Source organism: Vibrio penaeicida (genome assembly GCF_019977755.1).
Lineage (GTDB): Bacteria > Pseudomonadota > Gammaproteobacteria > Enterobacterales > Vibrionaceae > Vibrio > Vibrio penaeicida.
This window is the reverse complement of the sequence record NZ_AP025145.1, coordinates 181,490-206,422: the sequence shown is the minus strand read 5'-3', so window position 1 is coordinate 206,422 and position 24,933 is coordinate 181,490. Positions and strand designations below refer to the sequence as shown.

Below are 24,933 nucleotides of genomic sequence, written 5' to 3'. Positions count from 1 at the left end.
AAAAATCGGTCTCAAAATACATTGAGACCGATTCCAATGTCGGTTTTAGCACTCTGAACCCTAGATACTTGGGTATATAACGTTTCTTTATGATGCTTTAACGACGTGCTGTAAGTCCGTGAGCAGACTATCGCTTAATTCCATATTATTGGCTGAGCCATCTACAGCCGCTTTGGCATCTTCTGCTAACTGCTTAACCTTCTCTGCCATTTTTTCCATCTCGGAAATCTGCCATTGAGCACGATCATGAACATCGGTTGCAGCAGAACGAATTTGATCAATAGAAACCGCCACCTGCTCTGCTTCTTCGTGACTCGTGTTTTCCTGCATTTTCGACATGGATTCAGCAAACAATTTTGCATCATCGGCGAGCTTGGTGCTGGTTGTACTGAGCTCTCCCATTAATGCATTAATTTTTTGAGCATCTTCACCAGATTTGTTCGCCAACCCTTTAACTTCTTCTGCCACAACGGCAAAACCGCGACCAAATTCTCCCGCTCTCGCAGCTTCAATGGAGGCATTCAGTGCCAGTAAATTCGTCTTATCAGAAAGGGAAGTAATGGACGACGCCATATTTTCGATTTGAGAAAACTGCTGGCTAAGGTTATCTATGGACTCCTTCAGGTTATCTGCCCACTCAGATGCTTGTGAGAATTCCGCCATAAACTCCGTTTGACGTTTGTTCATCACATTGAAGTTACCGTGGACGCTGTGAATTTGCTCTTGCGATACTTCCGCTAATTTTGCAAGTTCGCAAGAACCCGACGTCACCTCATGAGCTTGATCAACCACAGATTCTGCAAACGCCAAACGCTTTCTAGAAGCCTGATTCACGTTTCCTGCGTTTGATCTCATCGACTGCACCTTGCCACGCGCTTCAGACAGCGTATCCCGACAAACCAAGCCTGCAGTATCCTCAGGACATTCAGGTGCAACCATGTTTTTCTCGACCGATTTCAATGTGATCTTGCTACTAACGATAGATACAATGAAAGGGACGCAATAGGTGAGCATAGCCTTTACCACATTGAAATCCGCAGGACCAAGCAACGCATCGAATTGATTAATAAGATTTAAGATGGAACCGACAATAACAGCGATAATAACTGCACGCTTATAGAGAGCAGACTGCATAACATTCCCTTTATTTATAATTGATTTGAATAGATTGGTATCGAACCATATTCAACTTACCGTAACTACAGCATTTCAGCGAGTACTAAATTGCCCAACTTCAGAACTCAGACCTGAGCTGGAAGAGAAATATTTCAGTTTTATGAATCAAAATTTATAGAATGTGACGGGGCTTACATCTCAATCAACCAAACCCTAATCAGATATTGAAGGGGTCGAAATACACCTATATCTCTAAAACACATAAAAATTGTTCAAACTATCGAGATAAAAAAAGATGAAGCCGCAACCTCATCTTTTCGTTATTACGCGATGCTATAACCAACAACCCTCAAAATACTAGGCTGTTTTAATGCACTAGCTTGCCAATATTTGGAGTGGTAGGCTCAGTAACTGGTCGCCACTTGAACCGATATAAACCATGATTCCCACCAGCGCGGCAACCAGCGCCACATACCAGACAAAAGACACCAATTGCCCGTAACGATCTAAAGGAAGTAGATGGCTGTTATGTCGCGTTCGCCATTCGACGATGATTTCGATGCTACCCATAATCAGAAGGAACCCGAACAAAGCCATACCAAATGTGTAGCTTGCAATAATGCCTGCTACGGCCGCTACAATGCAGATAGCCAGCCCTGCGACACTGTTGAATGAGAAGCTGATGCTCTTGAGTACGTGCCCGCCATCCAATGGCAACACAGGCAATAAGTTGATCAAGTTGAGGAACGCATTAAATACCGCAAGCCCAGCAAAAAACACATCTCCAGTCACCCAATACACCACCAATAAAACCATCGATAGTACTAAGCCAAACGTCGGACCCATGATGGATATCACCACGTCTTGCCAGCGGGTATTAATTTTCTCGTCACTGAGTGCGAGCCCACCCAGAAATGGAATCAGATAAATGCCTTTGGTCTTCATGCCAAAGAATTTCATGGCGCGAATATGTCCATATTCGTGGAACATCAAACACGCCAACAAACCTAAGGCAAATTGAAACGAGAAAAACCAAGAATAGGCAGCCAAACTCAATGCGGCGAGTACACCTTTGATCACCTTTGCGCTTTTTAGCGCTTTCATGCCAAGAGCAAATAACCCAACGACACTGAACTTTCGTTCCTGCTTCACAGGTACAACGGGGGTTTGCCTTTCAATATCTTTGGCGTCTCGTTGCCCTTGCGCCACTAATTGGTTGTCCACTTTCGCTTCGTATTGAATATGGAAAGGCTGCCACTTTAAATCAACATTTACTTGGCACTCTATTGCCTGTTCGCCGCTGGTTAATTGAAACGCATGGCTGTGATCCAGCCTTTCTGCATTGGCATCCAATTGCGAAACTAGCGTGTTATCCCAATACAGCTGTTGCCAGCCTGCCATTGAGCCTTCTAGCCTTAATGGTTTTCCTAAAAACTCGATATTAAACAGTTCCACTTGGGTTCCCTGCTACGACAAAAATTAGGCGTAGTTTAATTCAGATAGAGGTACAGAAGCCAGAGCACACCAACAACAATACATTTGATATTCCAAGGTGCTTTAAAGAACAGCATGACCAATACGATTGGTAAGAACAGTAAACCGAGAATATACTCTCGCGTCGTCCACTTTTTCTTAGCATCCGATTCGAGGTCACTCCAGCCGTCACCTTGGTTAGCTTCGTTATCCTGATTGAAATCTGCATCTTGCCACTCAGAATTCGCGCCTTGATTCTCTCTTTGTTCCTGATTTCTCTGTCGCTTAATCGCTCGCTTGCGTTCAGCAATCTGGTGAGGTGTTAGCTCCAATTCAGGCGCCGGTTTCGCTTCCGGTTGCCACCAGCCTTCTTGGGGGTTCTCTCCATTAGCCGCTTTCACCCGTAGCAAGCGCTTGTTTAGTTCGGTCACTTTGCCATGCTTGGTGGTGACACCGTACTGACGCTTCAAATGCACCAACGTTTTTTGCAGCGGAATGCCTTTTTCGGCATCCACCATCGCAACAAAATTGGCGTAGCCTTCCATTGATGCGAAAAGCTCACCTGCTCCCCAGTGCTTACCATCAGGACCATCGAGCTCGATTTGCTTGAGCGTAGCGCGAAAGCGTTTCAGAGTTTTGCGGTCTATCGAGAGCTTCTCGTTAACGACTACGCCTGTGACTTCTTGCTTTTGGTGCCTTCGCATAACACGGGTTTTATCTGGATGAAGAGTAAAACCTTCACTCACAACGATTTGTTTTGCGCGCCATAAAAGTGCTTGAGCTTTCTCTGCGCTGTCAGTGGAAAACGTTAAATCATCGGCATAGCGGGTGTAAGCAAACCCGAGTTTGTCAGCCATACCTTGCAATCTGGCATCTAACCGGCGGCACATCACGTTAGTAATCGCAGGGCTACAAGGTGAACCTTGCGGCAGTCTGCGCTCACCTTGAGCAACAAACCAAGTTTGACCATCCATTTCCAGCTCTTGTGTTTCAGGCTCTGTCGTCAGTAACCCAAAAACGGTAGCAAGTTCTTCACTGTACCCTTGGGATTGAAACAATCCTTTTACCCGTTTGTAGCTGATGCTAGGGAAGAAGTCCTTCAGATCCATGTTGATAACCACTGCCTTACCGACGTGTGGCTGGGCGTTAGACACAATGCTTCTGCCCGTCACGAAACCATGGGCAGCATCGTGCACAGACAACTTAGCGAGGATGTTGTCTAACAGCCAGTATTGCGCGCGCTTTAACCGCGGCATTGGCGCCGAAATATGGCGAAGCCCGCCTGTTTTCTTGGCAATGCTGAATCGTTGATAATGACTGACGTTCGATACGTCTTTTTGGTATGCCAAAAATCGAAGTTCTGAAACCGAGATACCCATTGCTCCGGCTAGGGCTGCGATGTTTTCAAACGTTGGTATCTCTAGTTCTTCAAGCCTGCCATCATCGTTCTCTTTGTTTTTTAACCCGAGAGAAACGTCATCTCCTAACCAAGTGAATGTCTCTTTTTGTTGGTTATACCATGCCAATGCTCGGTCATATCGTTTTTGGTTGAGTGCTTGACGAGTTTGCTCTCGCTTTTCTAACGCCGCTTTTTTGCGTTCTTTATGCAGAGCTTCTAATGCTTTTTCAGGGTCAGCGTATAACGAATCTAGATCGCTTAGATCCCTAAGCTTTCTTGTGAGTTCGGATCGGCGCTCAATAAATTCTTGAGTCAGACTTGGCTGTTCGTCTTCTTTGTTCCAGAACCCAAGGCGAATCATTTCTTGAAGAATGTATTCATCCTTGCTGCTTTCTCGAATGCGATCGTAAATTTGCTGACGCGTCAGCTTTGGAGCAGAATCGGTCACCGAAGCCTCCTGATGGCTTGCGTTGGAAGAGTTTGAGCGAGATGTTGATTGAGTGGAAGAATCAGACATAAGCCACCTCCTCAGCCGTGAATCCTAGGGTGGCGCGCAACATATAAGTCTGTGAAAGCGGCTGTTTCAGCTTTATTTTTAGATGGGGTGTGCCTAAACGGAACATCTTTAAGCAAAGTTCGGGGAAACGAAAAAAGGAACGCAGCGCGACAAGATATTCCTTCGAAGAGTTCTTAGTACTGAGGCTATCAACTCGATGCCGTACGTTACCTATACCGCTCATTGACTTCTGTGAAGTCACACCGCAATAGCGGTATAGGTGACTGTACGGCTCAGTAAAGATAGCATCAGTGATGCGTGGGCAGTCTTTATACCTGAATGGTGATCCACCATTCGAGATGCAAGGTTCTTCTGCCGCGCTGCTGTAGTGTTCTATTGTATTGCTAGTTCTTTGTTCTGCAAGTAAAAAAGTTGAGACAGAACTGAATTTTGAGAGGGAGGTAACTATCATGCCGTCACCTCTGTATGTTGCTCTCTTGTGGCTTGTAAGCGAAGCGCTAACATATGCTCACACGGTCCTTGCCTCAATTTATTACTGTGCCAAAAGTGGCACTGGCATTCACCTTCAACCAATCTCTGGTCTTGATCGATGCGAAGCTTCGACTGAAATTCTTTACCGTTATCAAGCGTCAGCCCAATGATCTCAGTGCCTTTTGAACCTTGGTTTAGCTGTGTAACCGACACCAAGTTAGCCTCAACGAAATTGTTCGCCTTTTGCTCTCGTTCATTCGTGAAACGTATTTCTTCTAACGCAATGGGCTGATTGTAAAGATGGCGAAGACGATAAACATCTAACGATAAATCGTACAACACCTGCCCAAGTTGACTGTATTGCGCCAAGGCCGATTTCACCACACTCACATCCAACGCCAGCCGAGAGGCTAAACTTGCTGCACTCTCTTGCTGAGTCTCTTGAAGCGCCAAATAGACTCGCTGGCTAGTTAGCTCGTCAACGGTATCTCTTGGAGCTAACAAATCGAACTGCCCTGCCGCCGACCAATCGTTCGCGCTCCATCCCGATAAACCCAAGGTAAAAGTCATCCCACCCATGTTCGCGACATAAAACGACGGCATCCCATCGCCAAGCAAGCAAACGTCGAAGCTATCAGCGATGGGCAACAAACGCTCAAGAATCAAAATACGTCGACGCCCCCACGTTCGAATAGTGCGCGCTTCCTCTCCACGGTATAAAGATCGTGCGCAGGTGACGACATCCCCCCAAGGCTCCATCACAATCTGAATGGGCTTGTTTGGGATCAGCTCGAAACGCATGGAACGCGGACCGACCCGTTCTTTCTTGCGTTTGAGTAATGCACAAATGTTGTGAATATCCATCGGATGTAGGCGGAATTTCACCATCGGAAGTGTCATGGCGGAGCTAACTTGCAAGAAGCCTCTTACCCAAGAGTCGGGTAAATCAATTTTCTTTTCCTCAAAGGCGTCGCTGCCGCTGGTCTGTACATTAAACCCATCAGGGTCGACTTTTAGCTGCGTCTTCCGATAGTCACGAATTTTTTGGAATTCGTCGTATAGCCCTTGGGAATAATCAATGTTCGTCGTCCCATATTCCTTGTCGCTGATGTGCTCAAAGGTGTCGTAGTTGCAGCTGAGCTTTCCATAGCTTGATTCGTCTTCGGAAAAACACTCAAAAAAGACCTGATCAGGGTGAACGGTAATCACTGGGTCGAGCACATACCAAGCATCCATATCGTGCTTGTATAGGTATTTGAAATATTGATCTTGCGCTTTATAGAACGGAGCCATGATCTCGCTGGACGCTTTGCCCATCGAAGAAAGTTCGGCTTTTACCGCCTCTAACTCTTCTTTTACTTCTCCATGGCGGCTAACGAATTCTGCAAGTAACCTTTCCTCTTCTTGCGCCAACCAAATCTTGTATTCGTCTCGGTTTCTTGGCACAAACCGCATGTCTGAAATCACCACATCATGAAGGGCGGATATCGCCTCTCGGAAAGCGCGTTTTTCCTTTACTTCACCAATGAAAAACGTAGGCGCTCTCGATGCATCAGGTGAAAAAGCAACATCCGTAGATTGGGAGCCAGAGCGAACTTGGCTTTTCGATGCATATTGATAACTTACTTTCATGATTCGCGCTCCGTGGCTTTCTTCTCTGGTGTTGAATCTCCCCCATTGGACGAAGTGCTTTCTTTAGACTTATTGCCTTCGTTAGAGATAGTGCCTTCTTTAGGCATAACTGAAGGAGGAGAAGTCACTTTAATCGGCATATCGAGGTGGGTATTCGTCTTTTTCAAGTGCAACATGGCTTTAAGGATTTGGGCTTTGTCCTTTTGAACCGATGTTAAAGATTGGCGTACCAAAATATCCGACACCATTTCCGTAACCAGAGCGCTGCAATCCGCTTGTTCGGTTAAAAATTTCAATACTCTGTCTTTTGCTACACGACCACGGTTAACTCGGCTCAGCACCGAAACAAAATAGGGCTTCAGTGCCAATAACATACCTTCATCATTTGCGGCGTACTGTGCCAGTAATTGGGTAACAAACAGCTCGACGTTTGCGGCAGGGTGTTGGCTGAGTTTTAGCAGGTACTGTTTACCTTCGGATTCATCAAAGAAGCGTTGTAAGAGCTCTCGTCCGAAGGCTTGCACTCGCTCGTCAGGGTTATCACATACGGCAACAATCGACTCTGGGTTCCAATGCTCTGACGTCATTTGATTACGGCAAAATTCGAACGCAAAGTCCTGCACATCTTGCCATTGGCTGTTGAGTAGCGTTAATACGGGTTCCGACTCTTCTGGCGATTCATTCGCATTCAATAAGGTTGCGGGTGTTCTCACGTATTGTTCAATGGCTAATGCTCTAAGGGCAAAGGTGCTGCTTTGGGCAAGCGAGTACCATTGGCTTGCCGTGAGTGTTCGCTCTAACTGACGCGCATTATAACTATCGGCAAAAACGTCATAAGCAAGATCGTGTGCCATTGTCGATGTTGCAGTAGCCAAACTCATCACTTCATCCAGAGAGTTCAACGACAGCTCACGTTTAAACTCTTGGCGAATAAAGCCGATAATCATTTGCTGTAAATCGCTATCGAGTTCGCGCTTGTGGAGAAGATCAACCAACTTACCAAAAACAAGAGGGCGGTGCTGGCTTCCACGCTGGTAAGTCGCGGGCAACGTTTTCAACACAGCTTGGCGCTGTGATAGGTTGTTTTTGAGTAGCAGTTTGAGTAGATAAGATAAATTGTCGACCAGCTCTTCGGCACTTTGTTTAGACAGTAAGGCGACACTGTATGACTGAATCTTATGAGAACGGTTGTTTTCAATCACTTCAAAAATCGTGGTGGGTATCTGTGCCCACTCCACATCAACAGCCATCAAAAATTCGCAACCTATCAGTACATTCGGTGAATGTTGAGAGAAAATCAGCAATTCAATTTGTGGTAACGAGATCGTTGAAATGGCATCTTTACAATGTAAATTAAGCCATTCGGATAACCACTCTGCATGCTCGAATGTCTCAATGGAATTACCCTCGGAGTGTGAATCAGTCAGCGTTAAGACAAGGCTCATGAGCAGTTCACTCTGAGCGCTTCTAAACAGCGCTGTTCGCTTCATTCGATCTTCGAGCCACTTGTGTATTGATGGTTGCCCCATCAAAAGAAGCGCGGTTAATACATCGACTGACTTCGACAAGTCTCGGATTTTATCTAATTGATCTAAGGCCAGATTTTGAGCGACTTCTACGTCACTGTTGAGTAACGTAATCAAACATTCTGTGCTTAAGGCCTGGCGTTTTAAGTAGGCTTCTAACAGTGGTAGCGCGAAATTCTGGCAAGCAGTGTACGGACGAACCAGTATGCCCACCAAAATGTCGCCACTTAACGCGTCGGTGTAACTTGTGTTGTCTTGTAGCGCCCGAACCGCAAAATCACATACAGGTTCGCATTGGCTACCTAGTACTAACTCAAGTAAGTTATGAGGCACTTGGTCCCAAAGGTGAGCAAACGCTTCACCCCGACCTTCAAACACCACATCGGGGATCAGTTTCCAAACGTACCCCGCATCGCTTCGTTTATAACGCGGGTTCTCACTTCTCAGCAACGCATTCAATGTGGAGTAACGAGCAAATTCATCGTAGTGGTTCACGGCCTTCACGTGACGACGCCAATTTTGGTCGTATTCGTAAATTTCAGACGTTTTGGGCTTCTTGCCGTCGCTGTCTTTAAATTGAAGTAAAAGCTGAGTCGCAAGCCGAACGAAATCAGGGCTTTCATTAACCCCCATTTGCTTTAACACCCGCCACTGGCGACGAATCAGGTAGTTATGAGTATGTTGGGAGTGCGCAAGTTTAGATTCTGGGGACGACAGTTCATTCTCAATGTCCAGCCTTCCATGTTCAGGCGAGTAATGGTATTTCCAAGCTCTTTGGAAATACGGGTTACTTTGCTCCAAACGATAGTATGCGGCGGCAAACATATTGGCATCCAGCCGGAATTCACTCATTTTTAGAATGTAGCGAATACCTTGGAAGGCATTGGGGGCGTATGGAATTTTGGCGAGAACATCTCGTAATGACTGATGCATCTCTTCATCAAAAACGGATTGAAGATACGCTTTCTTCAACAACAGATTAATGCTTCCCTTCGCCGTTCTTTGGGCAATAAAATCATCAAGTTGAGTGACAAACTCTTCCACAGAAATGAGTTCGAAGCCACTGACCTCCACGTAAATGCGTTTGCGCTCAGATTTAGGCGAGAGTGAAATTAGCGATTCCAATGCGATGGTGGCGAGACGAACATCTTGATGGGATAGATAGGGTTTAATGGCATCGATATTCGCTTCGCTACCTACTCTTCCCAGTGTCCACAAAATAGCGTATTCCAATTGCCAAGTATCACTGCCTAGCTTATTGGCTATCAAGGACGCCACTTCGGGATTCGCCACGGGGCGCAAGCGCCAAATCTGCCGACCCAGCTCATAAGGGCTGGATTCTTGTTCAATGCGATTGATTAACGTGTTGTGGTCAAATCCGGAGTTCGGTTGTTTAGGTTGGAGAGAAGTGTAAGACGAGAGTGCATTCTGATCTTGGTAGCCTTTGTTTACCTTCGAAACAACCACACTATCAAACAGCCTTTCCGCTTGCTCAAGTGTAACTGGATCTCGGGTTTTGGTGCCTTCTCGTAGGGTACTGCCTTTTCGACCGTATCGAAAATTCACCAAATACCTTGAGGGCTCGCCTGATGTAAGCTCGACAAGATCCACTTCGTAGACTTTATCGGATTTGTCCTTTTGATAACGAAGCCGCGAATTCCTTATCAATTTCATGTTGTCGCCCTAACCCATCTTTAAACGTATTGGACGACATTATCAAAAATAATCAATTGGTTACATAACGCCACACTGTGAATTAGGCAGAATCCACATTTTGAGATTTCAATGCTTACTGAACGGTGTTTACTGCCCTAATTTTTTCAGGAATTCGAGGCGCTCTTTCTCTTGCTCTGTGGGCTGATACGGCTCATCACTCAGTTGGGACACGTCAAACGACCCTAACGAATACGTTGGTTGATCGCTAACGCCAAAACCTGTTTTCTGACCGGGAAAATCAGACAGTTTTTCCAATTGAAGGTAACGCAATTCGAATTCGGAGCCCCCACCTTGTTGAGTCCCATTTTTTAACGCGCTATTTTTTAACGAACTATTTTTTAACGAGCTGGTCTTTAAAACACTGCTGTGCGCCTTCAAATGTATTTCTTGTCTGCCTTCTGCTAACGTTTTTGTTGCACGTAACGACGCAATTGGCTGACCGCTTGCCGAGAATAGGCTAGCCCGAAGTCGAAACGTCCCGCTCTTTTTGACTTCCAACTGAACAGGGATGAGCATGTCGGGACCTTCGCTACCTAATGTGTCTACGCCCGTAATTTTTCCAACTGGAACGTAGAAGCGAAAATCGCCTGTCAGAACATCATCCCCTTGTGCGAACGTGACTTTGGCTTTTACGCGGATTTCTTCTGGCCAATCTTCGCTCGATTTAAATGTAGCTTCTGCGCGGTTAACAGTTTGGCTAGCAATGCTTTTCCCGTTCTCGACTCCCCGTAAATCAAACGATACTTGCTGGATCTCGAGTGGTGAATCTATCGTGATGCGAATCGGGTTCGGGTAAAAATAACGATATTGTTCCAGCCTCAATGCCGCTTTGTGCTTACCCTCTAAAATAGGTAATTCCACTTTATGGTATCGATTAGGATCGAGGGTAATTGGGTTGTCATCGTTAAGCGGCGGCGAGTACGCAGGGTGCTTTAGCTCTTCACTATAAGCACTCGCTATCAACGAGAATTGCTGTTTTATTGGCGCCTCTAGTTCAATAGGCTGCTCTGCGAGATCCGTAGCCTGATCGGGCTGCTCAAATTGGGGCACCTCGACCTCGTTTTCTTTAGGTTTCACCGCCATTTCTTGTTTGGGTTGACTGTATTTTTCGGAGCTACTGTCCTTAATGGTGTCTTTGTCATACGACAGATACGTCACCAAGGCCACTAGAAAAATGGCTACAATAATGACAAAGCTTCTTACATAAACATTTCCAGATAAATATGCAGAGCCAAACACTTTCATAAATGAATCTCGGTCAAAGAAAGAGAAAAATAGGGCTCTGCCAAATCACAGAACCCGATTACCTGCTGTGCAATACTCAATATAAGACACCTTTACTGCGCGCTCTCAAGCAAGTTGTACGTTAACTGAGACATCGATTGGGAGTCTGAGTGTTGGACATAACGATACACGCTGCTTGACCACCAAGAGCTCTGATCTTCTGTATTAACTGTAACGGTTTTGCCATTACTTAAACTCAAATTGGCGCGTGCCGTGGTCACTTTACCTTCGTGCTTGTTATCGATAAGGGAGCTGTGAGAATAATCCTCACCCATAAGCAATGGGTAATGCTGCGCCATAAAGCGGGTTACACCACGAGACTGAGCAGTAAGCTTGCCATTAAGCCCAACAAACGCAGAGCAACTGTTGTAGCTGCCAGCTGATTTTGCACCACAACTGGAATGCGCTGCGACGACACCATCATCGTGCCCTGGTAAGAAGCCAGCAGTAAGCCCCCAGAAATCTGAGCTGTCACCAACAATACGTACACGTGGGACTCGGCTATCTGGTGTCGCGGAAAGTTGTCGCGCGTTTGCCACTTTTAAATCGTTCAAGACACCGGTATTGCCCGTTGTCGGTACCATGCCCAACCACAATGACAGAGCTTGTCTAAGTGTCCAATTACCTGCACCGCCGCCTTCTGCTGCATTAATCGCAATGTCGGCTAGTTCTGAACCACCGCCTGCACCCGCAAAATCTACCGTTGCGATGATGTTGAGTGGCGTTAAGCCTGCGTTTTCAAGCCAGCGTTTTTGGTTGTCCAAAATGTGTCGTGCAATGAGATCGCCCGTAGAGTGTGTGACAAAAATACAGCCGTTCGCGCAGGTATTGTTGCGAGAAAGTGATTGAAGTTTTGGCCAAACATAGTCTGATGCAATTTTGCCTTGGATCCGTTCATGAGAAGGCCAATCGATACGCTCATCAGAGCGAGAAAGCCAATACGATCGCCAACCTTCTTCACCCGCTAATGCCACCTGTTGAGCGTTTGGTTTTTCGCTCAACTGGTCGGCATTAAAACCGTGAATAAGGATAACGGGATGTTGCGAAATGGCGGCTGAGGCGCCTGTAGAAATGCATGCCATAAGACATGCTAGAGAGCAGATTAACTTCTTCATTTTATAGTTTCTCTTGTGTGTTATAAAAACAACAACAAGAATAGAAGCAAATTATTTAATTACTAAGGCAATAATGTCACAACTTACAATAAATGTTAAAAAATTGTAACATTGTCGCAAATTTCACCAATACACTCAGCAGTTAATCTCATAACCCGCCCATCAGCATATACTTAGTTTCTAGATAATCTTCAATGCCTTGGCGTGCACCTTCACGACCAAGCCCAGATTCTTTTACCCCACCAAAGGGCGCTACTTCGGTAGAGATCAACCCTTCATTTATGCCAATCATGCCAGCCTCCAACTGTTCTGAGACCTGCCAACTTCTTCTTAGCGACTGCGAGTAAAAATACGCCACCAAACCTGCGTCCGTTTGATTCGCTCGTTCGATCACTTCATCTTCGCTGTCAAACGTAAATATCGCGGCAAGAGGTCCAAACGTTTCTTCACTTGCCACTCTCATGCCATCGGTCATTCCCGTTACAATCATGGGAGAGCAGAAAAGATCCGCTGGTTTCTGCTGCGAGCCGAGCTCTAACTCTGCACCTTTTTCTAATGCATCGTTTAAGTGCTCGTACACTTTATCGATACCGGCTTGATTGATCATTGAGCCAATATGATTGGTTGGATCCATGCCATTACCGACACTCAACTTTTCAAACGCTACCTTGAGCTTGGCGACATATTCACTTTGCACATCACGATGAACAAAAATACGGTTTGCACACACGCAAGTTTGACCGGCATTTCTCAGCTTCGCAATCACAGTGCCTTGAACAGCGGCGTCGATATCTGCGTCTTCAAAGACAATGAAAGGGGCATTTCCGCCAAGCTCCAAAGACAGTTTTTTCACTGAGCCAGACGATTGGGACATTAAAAGCTTCCCAACTTGGGTAGACCCAGTAAACGACACTTTTCGAACGGTTTTGCTATCGGTCAGTGCGCCACCTATCCCTGCTGCATCACCAGTAATAATATTAAAGACACCAGCTGGGATACCGGCCTCTTCCGCCAGCACACCGAGAGCCAATGCAGTAAAGGGAGTATCTGGAGCAGGCTTAAGGACTACGCTGCAACCTGCCGCTAAGGCTGGACCGCATTTTCTTGTGATCATGGCTGCGGGGAAATTCCAAGGCGTGATGGCTCCGACAACACCAATGGGTTCTTTAGTAACCACAATTCTGGCATCGGTTTTGTGGGCGGGAATGGTTTCTCCGTATGCGCGTTTGGCTTCTTCCGCGAACCATTCAATAAAACTGGCGGCATACGCTACCTCGCCTTTCGCTTCGATAATCGACTTACCTTGTTCTGTCGTGATGATCGCCGCTAAGTCGTCGCTGTTTTCTTGAATCAAATCAAACCATTTTTTTAATAGATTGCATCGTTCTTTGGCGGTGCGTGTTTTCCATTCTTTCTGTGCTTTACTCGCGACTTCTATACAATATTCCGCCTCTTCTCTACCAAGTACAGGTACTTCACCTACTTTTTCTGCAGTGGCGGGATTGAAGATAGATTGCTTTTCTGCAGCCTCCCCGATCCACTGTCCATTGATATAACACTGTTGTTTAAAAAGAGAGGTATTTTGAAGTTTCACGAAAGTACTCCTAAGCACAAAAATTCAGTTCTCTTAATCTTTGTTCTAAATATCGAAACAAATCAACTCATATTTTATTAAATGGTGATGTAAATCCAAGTGACCTCAAGATACAGGATTCAAAACCTCCCCACTTTCAAACTCGAAAGTGAGGAGGTCCGTGAAACCAAATACGTTGGCTACAAAATAGTTTTCGTATCACTACTCTAAATATTTTGCTCATTTGGGTGAGGTACTCCTTTCCCTGTTTCTAAGTAGCTTTTTAGGCTCAAACCAAGAAACAACCCCCACTTGCAGTTACAGTGTCCGAAAAAGGCGCCCATCTCTGGCCACCCTTCATGGGTAAAGCTCAGCGCTGCACCTCGATCGGCTTCTTTAATGACAAAAGAGAAATGTCCCATTTCTGCCCATGGCCCTTCCACGCATTGCCAAACCACTTTTCGGTTCGCTTCCAATGAGATCAGCTCCATTTCCATTTTGTGGTCACATTGAGGACCAAAGAAAAACGAAAGGTTCTCGCCTATCTCTTGTGTCGCTTCTGCCTTTGTCCACCATGACGATAAGCCTTCAGAAGACGTGATCGCTTGAAACAATTTTTCAGGGGTCGACTCAATGACAATGTGGTGATGTATATTTTCCATGTTACTTTCCTTAGTTATGTACACCAAAAGGTGTACTATTTACTTCAAAAAAAAGCACTAATTCAGTGCTTAGTTTCGACAAATACCTATTGGCTGCTGATTTGAAGAATATCCTCTAAGCTGTCTAAGCTACTCGACCAGCCGAATTTATGCCCTTCGTAGGCTTTCTGATCAGGTAACTTTTCATGAAGTAAGGTCAACCGAGTGAGCTTCGAATCCAACTGCTCAAACCGCAAAGTCACTAACGTGGATGTGTCTTGATCCGCACAGCCACCGCAATCTTGGTTAGCAAGCACCCAAGTAAAAACAAGGTGTACGTGTGGGTCGACGACAACATATTCGCCAAAGTGGCTGATCTCACCACCCTCGGGTGAACGCAGAACAATCTTGTATTGCCCGCCTTCCACTGCATTAATGCTAGCCGTCACTACATCGTGCTCTTTGGGTCCAAACCAGCGACTGAGCATCGCCGATTGCGTCCACGCCTCAAAAAGAGTTTTACCATCAGTACGAAATTCTCGTTGCAATTTTAAAGCTGCATAACCGCGTTGAGCCGACATCGTTACTCGCTCTCCGTTAGTTGCTTGTCTAGGTAAAATTCTAGTGCATCAAATTTGTCTTCCCAGAAAGTTTGGTAGAAGGCTAGCCATTCGTTCACTTCAACTAATGGATCAGGGTTTAAGGAGCATATGTGCTCACGCCCAACCACTTGCCGAGTCAGCAACCCTGCTCGCTCTAAAATTTTAAGGTGTTTCGTTACCGCAGATTTAGAAATGTTGTTTGGGTTCGACAGCTCTTTAACGGGCAACGACCCATTAGCTAGCTGACGTACCATTTCACGTCGTGTTTCATCTGCGAGAGCCATAAAGACGTGGCTCAATTGTTCGTCATTAATGTTTACCATAAGGTGTACAATAGGATTGAATCTATTCGTTGTCAAGGTTGAGAGAAATTGGATGGGGATAATCTACAGACGAAAAAAAAAGCCACACGCAAAACGCGGGTGGCTAAATCATTTGTGAACAAATATCGGTTCACTAACAACGTCAGTTGGCTAGGTGACCCTCGGCTTTAAAAAGGGTCACTGTTATTAATGCATCTACCGTGCCAACTTTTCACGTCACATTTTCGGTTAAAATCCGAACTTATCTCTCATAATTTCGCCATAAAATACAACTGCGTTTGCATTTTGCAAATGCAGTTTGCAATCAATAGCAATATAAAACCTGTTTCACCTTGAGCGCAATTAATTTAATCTCTGTTATAAAACGTCATGCGTAATCCAATCGTGAAGAAATGTTGAGCTAATAATGAAAACAGTATCACCATTAAATATGGAACGCTGGTTGATCTTAACTGTCGTATAGTGAGTATATTTCCTTAAATCTCCTCAATGACTCGTTAGCAAGGAATCGCTATGTTTTGGAAACGTCTTTTACCTGTTGTATTCGCATTTGGGCTAATTGGATGCACAACCAAATTCGTATACAGCAATTTGGATTGGATTGTTCTGGAATACATAGACGATTATGTTTCTCTTAACTCCGAACAAGAAGACGTTATTGAACTTAGTTTGCAGCAACTGAGTGAGTGGCACAAAACTCAAGAGCTCCCTGCCTACATAGAACACCTTGACGAGCTCGAATCGATGGATCCAGAAACCGTCGATGCGGCCTATGTTTTTATGCATACCGAGAAATTTAGACAGCACGCTAGGCGAGTGATCGCGAAAGCATCACCAAACCTTTATGCGCTAGTAAGCCAGCTTGATCAAAAGCAAGTAGATGAATTGCTAGAAAATACAGCGAAAGATCATGAAAAATATCGCGAAAAATACAAAGATATGGACGAAGCGGAGATCCGAGAGGTGTATCAAGAGAGAATGGAAGATAATCTCGATACATGGTTAGGGTCGCTTTCAAGTAAACAAAAGGCGATCATCAAGTCGTGGTCTGAAGACGTTAAAATTACAAACTTCGATTGGGCAGATCACAACGACAAAATGTACATTGAAATGGAAACCTTGTTCAATCGCCGGGACGAAGTCCAGTACTTTCAATCTATGTTTATTCGCATCCTAGATGATCCTGATAGCTTTTACACCGATTCACTCAAAGTAAAACTGGAACATAATCGGCAATTAGCCAGCGATAAAATCGCACAAGTGATTAACTTAATGGACAGCAAGCAACTGTCTCACTACAAAGAAGAAATAGCGGACTGGAGAGAGGTTGCTCAAGATTTAGCGGCGGTAAAATAACGATCTTATACTCAAACCACCTCAAGGTGCAGGATTCAGAGCTCCAGTAATGCTGGAGCCGATTACTTAATCTTCTTTTGACAACCCAGCACGCTGTGCTATCTCGGTTTCGAAGCCATCGATACTTTTCTGGTTCTTCTTCAACCAATACTTCTCAACGCCTTCTTTTCCTTGTCTCTCAGACCATTTAACCAATTCATCTCGGTCTGCAACATAATCGTAAAAAGGCACCGACATTCCACAAGAAGATTGCACCAGATTTATATCAAGTAGGAAGATTTGTCGAGTTGCGACGCTTGGAGGAAATTTCCCAACGTATGTGTCCCAGTCTGAATCTCCCTGATGCAGCACACGCGCATGCCCATACGCTCGTAAAATCAAAGGTGCACCTTCAAAAGCACAAAACATAATCGTCATTCGAGGGTTTTGAATAACATGAGACGCCGACTCATTTCCGCTGCCCGTCAAGTTTTGCCAAGCAATGGTTTTATTATCAATCACTCGAAGAGAGTCTCCGCCTTTAGGCGATACGTTCACGCTACCTGTTTCGCTGGCTGTGCCGACAAAATACATCTTTTGCTCGGCTATGAATTCAATATGCTTTTCGTTTAACTCTGAAAATTGCTTCCCCATTTTCACGATTCCTTGTGTTTAACTTATTGCCTTGCACCCCAATTGACTGCTTTGTGTTCGAACCTACTGGCAGTACTGACTACTCGCTTTAATTCAGTTTACGCCCCTAAAGCAAGCTTAATCCTTAATTTCAAACTCTGGGCATAGCGTTCCTTGATGGTAAATAAGTTGCCAACTCTCACCAGAGAAAGTCCAAACTGACGATCGTTTAGCGTAATCAAAATAACCGCCTTGTTGATCCTGCAAAGCCGTTTTATAAAGCAGTAACTGAACAGAGGGTTTAAGCGTGACACACAAAAAATCCTGAGAGTGAATTACAGGTTCAGAATCGTCGTTCATTTCTTCTAACGCATCATCAAAATGATAGGTTATCCCTGTTTTCCCAACTTCGACAAAGTCGGGATGCAACAGCCTAGTGACCTCTTCACGGTTATTTCTAACACTAGGTTGATGTAAAGCCGTTTCTTGCTCTATGAGTATTTTCACGTTGCCTCCATTGGCTTACTCACCTACCACTTATCTATCAAGAATGTATACTCAGTCCGCCAAATATAGAACGGGCAGTACCGAAATTTGCATTATTTTCTTTCATTTTATTCAAGCACAAGCTCATTAGAAATGTAATCACTAAGTCTATGTTTTGGGATGAAACTTTGGTGATTTGGCAATTTCAAATTCAATTGCTCAATATCCAATGCGTCTTGCCCAAATTGTTTCTGAAACTCCGTTCTATTGCATTCTATGATCTCACGGACAACACCACATTGTTTCAACATCAATGCATATTCAAGAGGACTGTACCCTTGCTCTTCAGCGACAAAAATATCGGAATCGTCACACCCTAAAAGTGCCAACTCGCCATAAAATTCAGCAATGTCTTGAACATGCGCATATTGATTGAAGCCAATAGAAGGCATCGCAATATTGACCTGACCCGATTCATAATCCCTTATGATTCTTTTTAGCTGACAATGTTCGCCGCCATAAATCAAACTGGGGCAATAGACAATTTTCCAACCATCATCCCTCGCTTGTTCTATCGTGTTCTTATCTGGCTTTACGATATCAAAGGGCTTGAGAATACTTTCTTTCAATTCCTGTTCATTTGCATGTCCGAAAAGCCAAACACCAGAAGTATGAATTTTTACACCTTCGGCTTTACAGAATTTATTGAGTATTGCCAGCGAGTCTTGCTCAATAAGGGCGATATCATGCGGTGAATACTCAGACCAATGAGGTCTTGCGCAATTCACCACCAAATCGAAAGTGTGGTAAAAAGACGCATCCGACGAGTGCACTCCATCGTGATGAGACTGACCTTTTCTTAAGTATCGGAACACGCTATGTCCAAGGGACTCCATATAACGAACGACATGCCGACCAAGATACCCATTAGCACCTGAAACTAATACGCGCATTTTTTAAGCATTCTCCTTAGAAACTCAAGACTATTTACTTGGTGGCTAATCATCAAATAGATTTCCATAAAAATCAAAGTAATATCGTCAAGGCACAGATTTCATTCACTCCTACATATATCAAAATCATTTAACTTATAAAGAAAATTCAAATTTGAAAAATCTTAGAGGAAATAAAGCCACTATAATTTCAATGTTATAAGAGATTTGCACTGATTTAATATTAATATATTGGATTAAAGTCACATTAAATAGAAACATAATATCCATTAAAGAATAAACAATAGAATGCATAACGAAGTTATTTATTATTTACCATTACTAAACACTTTATTAACTTCAACATTAACGTAATGAAATACAGGTAAAGCTAATAAACAAAAACAAGATGAGAATAATTAATAATATATATTTTTTATTTGATTTTACTCACATTAGTTGAAATGTAATCAGTCAATTAATTTTCGAAGAAAATCAATTAAATCCCTTTATAATCAACAAAATAAAATACCATTTGAAATATAGGCTTATTATCTTAATCATAATAAACAATAAGTTAGCTACCTATTGACTGTAATATAAATCTGACTAGGTTAAATGGGTGTTTGAAATGCAGTTTTCAATTTAGAATATTTACACCTTTATTGTTATTCAAACATTGGTCGCTTGACTTTAGCTTACAGGATTAATATTAAGGATAAGACAATGAAGAAAGCCTCAAATATGGCATTGGCTGTCTGCAGTACCTTGGCAATAGGGATATTTTCTCTCCCTGCCTACGCTGGCACTGTTAATGCTGGAACCGTTTTAAACAAAAAACACTCAGCAAACGTACATAACGTTGTAGGTCGGTTCCAACAAACGCGGCATGCCTCTGGTTATGTGACTTATACGGGAGGGAAAATACTAGGAAACACAGACAACAAGTTCACGGTAAATGTAGGTCCACATAATACGAAAATTGGAACCGTCTTTGGAAATACTAACCTGTCGTTTAACCCCCAAGAACTCAACTGCGTGCGTGGGCTGCATCTGTCTCTAACCGTGAATGCGACCACCCCTCTTTCTATTAGCCCTACATGTAACGCTCTATTAAAGGCAGACATAAAACGCACGTTTTCTCACACGATTGCCGCTCCTGAAGTACCGATTCCTGAAGTTCCAATCGATCCAGCCGGCGTATTCAAGCTAGGCGTAAAAATTGGTGCTGTATTGAAAACAGGAGCAGATTTCGCCGCAGGCTTGGAAGTGGGAGGCTTTGACAAACCAAACACGCCAATCGAAGTAAATGGGCAACGTCGACCAGACTTTGTTTACGCGTCTGTTCGCCCATTTGTAGCGGGTGATGCGACAGCCAAAGGCTATGCCATGCTGAATTTTGGCGTCAAAACTATAGAAAAAGGCGTTAAAGGTGCGATCAATCTAGTGAATGTTGGCACAAAAGCGCATGCAGAGGCTGGCGTAACCTACAAAGAAGGAAGCTCGACGGATTTTCAGTACTACACTCGGCTTAAATGGGATGCCAGTGCGAAAGGCGGGAGTGGAAACATAGGGTTGTACTGTCAGGTGAAATTGTTTGGTATTTGGAACATTCTTAATGCAGAGACAACGCTCATCAGCTGGTCTCCAATATGGGAATTCAGTCACACTATTTACGATAAGACTAAGTATATATAAGACTCAAAGCGGGAGCGAGCACACCGCTCGTTCCCTTTTGGTATGGTGAAATTAAGTGATACATCGATTGAGGGGGGAGACATGAAACGGGTAATTTTATTGCTATCTCTGGGTATTGTTGCGGCTGTAGGCGCATCAGTATTTGTATTTCAGGAAGAACCTGAAACGCAAGATAACTCCGAGAGTATTCCAGTTTATACGCCCGAGAAAAACAGCGAACCGGCTTCCATCTCAACCATTGCCAAAAGTGCAGAAGAGAAAGAATCCGATCCTGTATATCGCTATCGTGTGGCTCTCACAACGACCATGAGTAACCCAAAAACGCAATTGGGTGAAATGACGTATAGATTCAATATGGCTTTGAAACCGACAGACGATCAGCCAAATGTGTACCTAGGACAAATATACAACATTCAATGGGCAGCCGATCCACAAGGGGAAGATCGCCCTAAGCGCCTAACGTTTACCGCTCAATTTTCTCAGGGGTCGTTTGAAAACGTAGATTTACTAGGGCTAAACGCTTCTCACCCGCTGACCATTATCAATACCACACTGACTCAGTTCTCTTACTTTTCGGGGAGTAAAACACTCGCCCTAGCAGATGGAAAACACCGTTTTTACTTCGCCCGACAAGATGAATCTAGCTTAGAGCGAGACTGGCTTGGGGCTGTATCCGACTCACAGAGTTATCAGGTAATCGAACAGCAAGATAGATGGAAGTTAACTCACGATACTGCTGGCTTCCCGCAAACATTAGCGCATACCCACACACGAACCGTCGATTATGAGAACCAAAAACTGACTGTTGTTCAACAGACCAATATTTCACCGCTAAAAAGCACAACAGCGCTCAATTGGTCAATGAACCAATACGCAAGTAACGTTAATCAACATTTAAAAGGGTTAGACGTGGCTACTGCCAGCAATAACGAGGCAGTGAATGAAGACAACTTTGTGGAACAATTCGAATTGTATGCAGGTTCCCCCAACCTAGACAGCGCCCATCTTATTGGCGCTTATCTGGCTGGTCAGGGTTTTAACACAGTGAAAGATTGGCTTCAGAACCAAAACTTAACGGACGACCAACAATCGCTTTTAATCTTTGCGCTGGAACGCTCACAAAGCCCTGAAGGGGAATATATCCTCTCACAATTGATAGAAGACAATTCATTAGATGAAGAAAACCGGCTACGCGCCATTATGTCGATATCCAAAATGGGGGATGTGAATTCAATTCATGCTCTGCAAGCGTTGGAAGCAGCCAGCGACAACAGCAATCAAATCATATCTGAAACGGCCTTGCTCAACATTGGCATTTTAGGAAGCCAATCCGAGTCTTTACGCAGTGACGTCTCCCAATATCTAAGTAAAAACTTGCAGTCAGAGGAGGCTTCTTATCTCACTTTGGTTTCCATTGATAACCTAGACGATCGCGCACTTGATAGCCAAGTATCCAATTATTTAAAAAGCGAGCATTTTGATGAAAGGATGGTGGCTGCGAGGGTATTAGCCAGAAACCCTGAGATGAAGCAAGCACTTCGTGAGCAAGCCATAAAAGACAGCAATCCAAATGTAGTGCGAGAAATAGTGAACGCACGTTTGTCTACACCAGACTTGCTGCCTTTTGATTCAAATTATCAGCACCAACTTCGTAAGCGGATTATGAGTGGCGACATTCCGACACCGACAAAAGAGATGCTATTTGAATATCTGATGTCGGGTTCCCAAAATACGCCGGAAAATCAGGCGGTCGCAGAAGCACTGTATAAAGAAGCAGAGCTGTCTGAGTCCACAAGACAAAAGCTCGCCAGCTTACTCAATCAATAAGCGGGGGCAATACCACAGGTGCTGCGATTTCTTAGCGCAGCCATAGCCAAGAAAACCAGCCCTAATACGGTTCCACCTAAGCTTAAATAAAACGTGCTGTAATAGTTGTACATTCCGCCAACGATGCCAATGGAGATGCTCGCCAACAGCGTACTTCCTTGCAGCACGTTTGAGAATAATGTGGATGCAACACCAAGCTGGTCTTTCATCATGTCTTGTAAAATGACCATACCCAATGAGGCGGTAATCCCAACGAATATGCCATTGCAGATCTGCATAGCGATCAGTTGCCATACTTCTGTTGCTTTAATAATGCCAATGAAGAACACCATGCCACAAACCAAGGCAACCCCAACGACTCGGTTCCCACCATATTTCGCTGCCAACCAACCAGCAGCAAGCATAATTGGGATCTCACAAAGTGCTGCAATACCCAAAAAAGTACCTGGCAAGCTTTCACTTAACCCTAATTCTTTGGTGATATACAAAGGCATCGCTGTTAAGTACAAGCCATTAGCAAAAAAAGTCATCAGCATGGATAAGCAAAACAACACAACCGATGCTCTCTGATACCAAGGAATTGCAGTGGGTGCATCTTCTACTTTTTCTTCTTTCATTTCCCCGTCAGGAAGGAAAAAGAAAACAATGGCAATTGTGACTACGATCATTCCCGCAGACATCAAAAAGGTCGCTGAGAATCCATATTCCGCCTTAATGATGAAAGCGATTGGCGGTCCAAATACCCACGCCAGCGCCATTCCGGCTCTCAAGGTAGACAAAAATGTCGTCGCTTGATCATTTAAATGCCTATCGGCGTATTCACGTGCCAACGCAAATGCCTGACCATAAATCGCCCCAGTCACACTGCCAAATACCACTGAGATGGCTACCGCCAAGTAATAGTCGCGGATGAACGAAAAACCAAGCACCGTAACTAAGTAGCCACAAAATGAAACGAGCAGTATTCGTTTTCTTTTCCACCCTCTGTCTGAGCGGTAAGCAATAAATTGAGAGACCACCACGGAGCTGAAAACAGAGAGCACTAAAAAGGCACTCAGCATTGCGGGCGTAGCATTTAACGCTTCCACCATAAACAGGCTAGATAAGGGAAAGAAAAATGATCCACAAAGCCCAGTCGCGAATGTCGTAAACAAGAACAGAATTGCGGTTCTATTTGTCCACATAGCAAGATCCTCACTGCTGCACCCTTACGTACAAAAGGCACAATACATTGATATTAATAAGTTTAAATATAAAAGAGTGGCCGCTCTAAGTGTTTAGGTGCGCAGGAAACACAAATTCTGCGTACCTGATGTATACCCAAGTAACCTCAAGATGCTAGGTTCAGCGAGAATTAACTGGCTTTCAGGCAAGGCATCGATTTGAAGATCTAGTGGTTCTAAATCAAGAATCGATAACGCAGTATGAAAGCCAGTTAAGCTCGCCCTTGGGAGCCCATATTCTGTCCCTCTTCATCGTCTAAGAACTTGGAAAGGACTCGTCATTCCGCTGCGTTCTTTTCCTTGAATTGAAACAGAATATGAGGCTCTGAATCCTGCACCTTGAGATCACTTGGGTATAAGTGCAATAAGTCTACTGAATATAATGCACATGATTGGTAGAAATCTGTCGTGTGTCGATACTATTCATTCAAAATACCATTACACTTTGACAGCCTCATACAGTAATGGGTATATAAGTCATTAAGTAAACAGCCCTAGAAAGGAAAACGAATGAGACCTTTTGTTGAAGCCATTGGAGATAAACCTCATTTCAATTGGAAGATCCGTGAATATGTCTGTGACGTGCCTAAAGAGGGCTATGCCTGTGCGTGGCACTATCATGTGGAATATGAACTGGTCCTTTATCGAGACCCAGGGGATTGCTTTGAAGGCAATTTTTTTGCAGGCGATCATATTGGAAAAGTCGACCATAATACCCTACTCCTTTTTGGACCTGGCTTACCTCATATGCTTTCGGGGCGTTCGTTTGCGCATGCCTCTCAACCACATAACACTTTAATTTTGTGGTTCACTCAAAGCTGGATAGACAATTTGATCAAAGCCGCACCAGAGCTCGCTCATATCAAACCCATGCTTCACCGCTCTTATCATGGTCTTGAATTCTCTAAAGAAATGGGGGAAGTACTGTTTCACAAAATGAAAGACCACCGAGTACTTTCTGCCCACCAGCAACTTCTTAATGTGATTGATGCATTAACGCAGCTAGCGGATGATAAAACGGCTTCGTCACTATCGTCGTCAAGTTATGGCATCGAACAAGCCATACAGCCGGATGAAAGCTTTAGCCGAGTTGAATCTGCAAGGCAATTCATTGAAAGCCACTACCATGAACCTATAAAAATCAGCGACTTTTGCAAAACGCTTCACATGAGTGAAAGCTCCGCTTATCGGTTATTTGAAAAGCATTTCAAAGAAAGCTTTTCGGAGCATTTAAAGAAATTTCGAATAGGTAAGGCGTGCGAATTGTTAGTCAATTCCGATATTCCGGTATCACTCGTAGCAGAGCGCTCGGGATTCAATAACTTGTCTAACTTTAACCGCCAATTTAAAGAGAAGAAGCAAATGACCCCATCCGATTTTAGGGGCCAGTTTACCCGCAAATAAATTTCTA

The 24,933-nt window shown here is 44.2% G+C and carries 19 protein-coding genes; 4 read left to right on the top strand and 15 right to left on the bottom strand.

Going from position 1 to position 24,933, the window contains the following annotated elements; all coding sequences use genetic code 11:
* Positions 1-87: 87 nt before the first annotated feature.
* The 11 genes from LDO37_RS19345 to LDO37_RS19295 form a co-directional block, all read right to left on the bottom strand.
* Entirely contained in the window at positions 88-1,134 is a 1,047-nt protein-coding gene (locus LDO37_RS19345) for a methyl-accepting chemotaxis protein (protein WP_126608133.1), read from the bottom strand.
* 357 nt (positions 1,135-1,491) lie between these two features.
* The gene (locus tag LDO37_RS19340) at positions 1,492-2,571 is read right to left on the bottom strand and encodes a site-2 protease family protein (protein ID WP_126608132.1); all 1,080 of its coding nucleotides are present in this window, start codon (positions 2,569-2,571) and stop codon (positions 1,492-1,494) included.
* A gap of 35 nt (positions 2,572-2,606) precedes the next feature.
* Positions 2,607-4,505, bottom strand: a complete 1,899-nt coding sequence (locus LDO37_RS19335; RefSeq protein ID WP_126608131.1) for a reverse transcriptase family protein — start codon at positions 4,503-4,505, stop codon at positions 2,607-2,609.
* A 447-nt stretch (positions 4,506-4,952) separates the two neighbouring features.
* Positions 4,953-6,608 carry an SWIM zinc finger family protein gene (locus tag LDO37_RS19330; protein WP_126608130.1) on the bottom strand — a complete coding sequence of 552 codons (1,656 nt, stop codon included), beginning with the start codon at positions 6,606-6,608 and terminating at the stop codon, positions 4,953-4,955.
* Complete coding sequence (locus LDO37_RS19325; RefSeq protein WP_126608129.1) at positions 6,605-9,808, bottom strand: hypothetical protein; 3,204 nt, start codon at positions 9,806-9,808, stop codon at positions 6,605-6,607. The genes LDO37_RS19330 and LDO37_RS19325 overlap by 4 nt, the downstream gene beginning before the upstream one ends.
* A 129-nt stretch (positions 9,809-9,937) precedes the next feature.
* Positions 9,938-11,095 (bottom strand): hypothetical protein, encoded by a 1,158-nt coding sequence (locus LDO37_RS19320; protein ID WP_126608128.1) that lies wholly within the window; start codon positions 11,093-11,095, stop codon positions 9,938-9,940.
* A gap of 92 nt (positions 11,096-11,187) precedes the next feature.
* Positions 11,188-12,249, bottom strand: coding sequence for a hypothetical protein (locus LDO37_RS19315; RefSeq protein ID WP_126608127.1), 1,062 nt, complete (start codon positions 12,247-12,249; stop codon positions 11,188-11,190).
* 148 nt (positions 12,250-12,397) lie between these two features.
* The gene (locus LDO37_RS19310; RefSeq protein ID WP_126608126.1) at positions 12,398-13,843 is read right to left on the bottom strand and encodes an NAD-dependent succinate-semialdehyde dehydrogenase; all 1,446 of its coding nucleotides are present in this window, start codon (positions 13,841-13,843) and stop codon (positions 12,398-12,400) included.
* 206 nt (positions 13,844-14,049) lie between these two features.
* Positions 14,050-14,484 carry an SRPBCC family protein gene (locus tag LDO37_RS19305; RefSeq protein ID WP_126608125.1) on the bottom strand — a complete coding sequence of 145 codons (435 nt, stop codon included), beginning with the start codon at positions 14,482-14,484 and terminating at the stop codon, positions 14,050-14,052.
* 86 nt (positions 14,485-14,570) lie between these two features.
* On the bottom strand, positions 14,571-15,044 hold the full coding sequence (locus tag LDO37_RS19300) for an SRPBCC family protein (protein WP_126608124.1): 474 nt from the start codon (positions 15,042-15,044) through the stop codon (positions 14,571-14,573).
* A gap of 2 nt (positions 15,045-15,046) precedes the next feature.
* Positions 15,047-15,388: an ArsR/SmtB family transcription factor gene (locus LDO37_RS19295; protein WP_101110429.1), complete on the bottom strand. Its 342-nt coding sequence runs from the start codon at positions 15,386-15,388 to the stop codon at positions 15,047-15,049.
* Positions 15,389-15,901: 513 nt separating this feature from the next.
* Here LDO37_RS19295 and LDO37_RS19290 point away from each other — a divergent pair.
* Complete coding sequence (locus LDO37_RS19290) at positions 15,902-16,744, top strand: DUF6279 family lipoprotein (protein WP_126608123.1); 843 nt, start codon at positions 15,902-15,904, stop codon at positions 16,742-16,744.
* Positions 16,745-16,810: 66 nt separating this feature from the next.
* Here the strand turns inward: LDO37_RS19290 and LDO37_RS19285 are convergent, their stop codons facing one another.
* From LDO37_RS19285 to LDO37_RS19275, 3 genes are all read right to left on the bottom strand, one after another.
* Positions 16,811-17,377, bottom strand: coding sequence for a pyridoxamine 5'-phosphate oxidase family protein (locus tag LDO37_RS19285; RefSeq protein ID WP_126608122.1), 567 nt, complete (start codon positions 17,375-17,377; stop codon positions 16,811-16,813).
* A 117-nt stretch (positions 17,378-17,494) separates the two neighbouring features.
* The gene (locus LDO37_RS19280) at positions 17,495-17,863 is read right to left on the bottom strand and encodes a nuclear transport factor 2 family protein (RefSeq protein ID WP_126608121.1); all 369 of its coding nucleotides are present in this window, start codon (positions 17,861-17,863) and stop codon (positions 17,495-17,497) included.
* Positions 17,864-17,970: 107 nt separating this feature from the next.
* Positions 17,971-18,795, bottom strand: coding sequence for an NAD-dependent epimerase/dehydratase family protein (locus tag LDO37_RS19275; RefSeq protein ID WP_126608120.1), 825 nt, complete (start codon positions 18,793-18,795; stop codon positions 17,971-17,973).
* A 705-nt stretch (positions 18,796-19,500) separates the two neighbouring features.
* Here LDO37_RS19275 and LDO37_RS19270 point away from each other — a divergent pair.
* A complete protein-coding gene (locus tag LDO37_RS19270) occupies positions 19,501-20,472 on the top strand; it encodes a hypothetical protein (protein WP_126609824.1) in 972 nt (323 codons plus the stop codon).
* An 81-nt stretch (positions 20,473-20,553) separates the two neighbouring features.
* Positions 20,554-22,299 carry a HEAT repeat domain-containing protein gene (locus LDO37_RS19265; protein ID WP_126609823.1) on the top strand — a complete coding sequence of 582 codons (1,746 nt, stop codon included), beginning with the start codon at positions 20,554-20,556 and terminating at the stop codon, positions 22,297-22,299.
* On the opposite strand, the gene LDO37_RS19260 is transcribed toward LDO37_RS19265, so the two are convergent.
* Complete coding sequence (locus LDO37_RS19260; protein WP_126609822.1) at positions 22,293-23,483, bottom strand: sugar efflux transporter; 1,191 nt, start codon at positions 23,481-23,483, stop codon at positions 22,293-22,295. The two genes, LDO37_RS19265 and LDO37_RS19260, sit on opposite strands and share 7 nt — an antisense overlap.
* Positions 23,484-24,032: 549 nt before the next feature.
* Between LDO37_RS19260 and LDO37_RS19255 the strand changes: the two genes are divergently transcribed.
* A complete protein-coding gene (locus LDO37_RS19255) occupies positions 24,033-24,926 on the top strand; it encodes a helix-turn-helix domain-containing protein (protein WP_126609821.1) in 894 nt (297 codons plus the stop codon).
* The last annotated feature ends 7 nt before the right edge of the window (positions 24,927-24,933 follow it).

What these genes read in the sequence shown, in the direction of transcription:
- LDO37_RS19315 (WP_126608127.1), bottom strand. Translation starts at nt 12,249, where the DNA reads ATGAAGAAGTTAATCTGCTCTCTAGCATGTCTTATGGCATGCATTTCT.
- LDO37_RS19305 (WP_126608125.1), bottom strand. Translation starts at nt 14,484, where the DNA reads ATGGAAAATATACATCACCACATTGTCATTGAGTCGACCCCTGAAAAA.
- LDO37_RS19325 (WP_126608129.1), bottom strand. Translation starts at nt 9,808, where the DNA reads ATGAAATTGATAAGGAATTCGCGGCTTCGTTATCAAAAGGACAAATCC.
- LDO37_RS19300 (WP_126608124.1), bottom strand. Translation starts at nt 15,044, where the DNA reads ATGTCGGCTCAACGCGGTTATGCAGCTTTAAAATTGCAACGAGAATTT.
- LDO37_RS19275 (WP_126608120.1), bottom strand. Translation starts at nt 18,795, where the DNA reads ATGCGCGTATTAGTTTCAGGTGCTAATGGGTATCTTGGTCGGCATGTC.
- LDO37_RS19345 (WP_126608133.1), bottom strand. Translation starts at nt 1,134, where the DNA reads ATGCAGTCTGCTCTCTATAAGCGTGCAGTTATTATCGCTGTTATTGTC.
- LDO37_RS19330 (WP_126608130.1), bottom strand. Translation starts at nt 6,608, where the DNA reads ATGAAAGTAAGTTATCAATATGCATCGAAAAGCCAAGTTCGCTCTGGC.
- LDO37_RS19295 (WP_101110429.1), bottom strand. Translation starts at nt 15,388, where the DNA reads ATGGTAAACATTAATGACGAACAATTGAGCCACGTCTTTATGGCTCTC.
- LDO37_RS19320 (WP_126608128.1), bottom strand. Translation starts at nt 11,095, where the DNA reads ATGAAAGTGTTTGGCTCTGCATATTTATCTGGAAATGTTTATGTAAGA.
- LDO37_RS19260 (WP_126609822.1), bottom strand. Translation starts at nt 23,483, where the DNA reads ATGTGGACAAATAGAACCGCAATTCTGTTCTTGTTTACGACATTCGCG.
- LDO37_RS19255 (WP_126609821.1), top strand. Translation starts at nt 24,033, where the DNA reads ATGAGACCTTTTGTTGAAGCCATTGGAGATAAACCTCATTTCAATTGG.
- LDO37_RS19265 (WP_126609823.1), top strand. Translation starts at nt 20,554, where the DNA reads ATGAAACGGGTAATTTTATTGCTATCTCTGGGTATTGTTGCGGCTGTA.
- LDO37_RS19285 (WP_126608122.1), bottom strand. Translation starts at nt 17,377, where the DNA reads ATGGGGAAGCAATTTTCAGAGTTAAACGAAAAGCATATTGAATTCATA.
- LDO37_RS19335 (WP_126608131.1), bottom strand. Translation starts at nt 4,505, where the DNA reads ATGTCTGATTCTTCCACTCAATCAACATCTCGCTCAAACTCTTCCAAC.
- LDO37_RS19270 (WP_126609824.1), top strand. Translation starts at nt 19,501, where the DNA reads ATGAAGAAAGCCTCAAATATGGCATTGGCTGTCTGCAGTACCTTGGCA.
- LDO37_RS19290 (WP_126608123.1), top strand. Translation starts at nt 15,902, where the DNA reads ATGTTTTGGAAACGTCTTTTACCTGTTGTATTCGCATTTGGGCTAATT.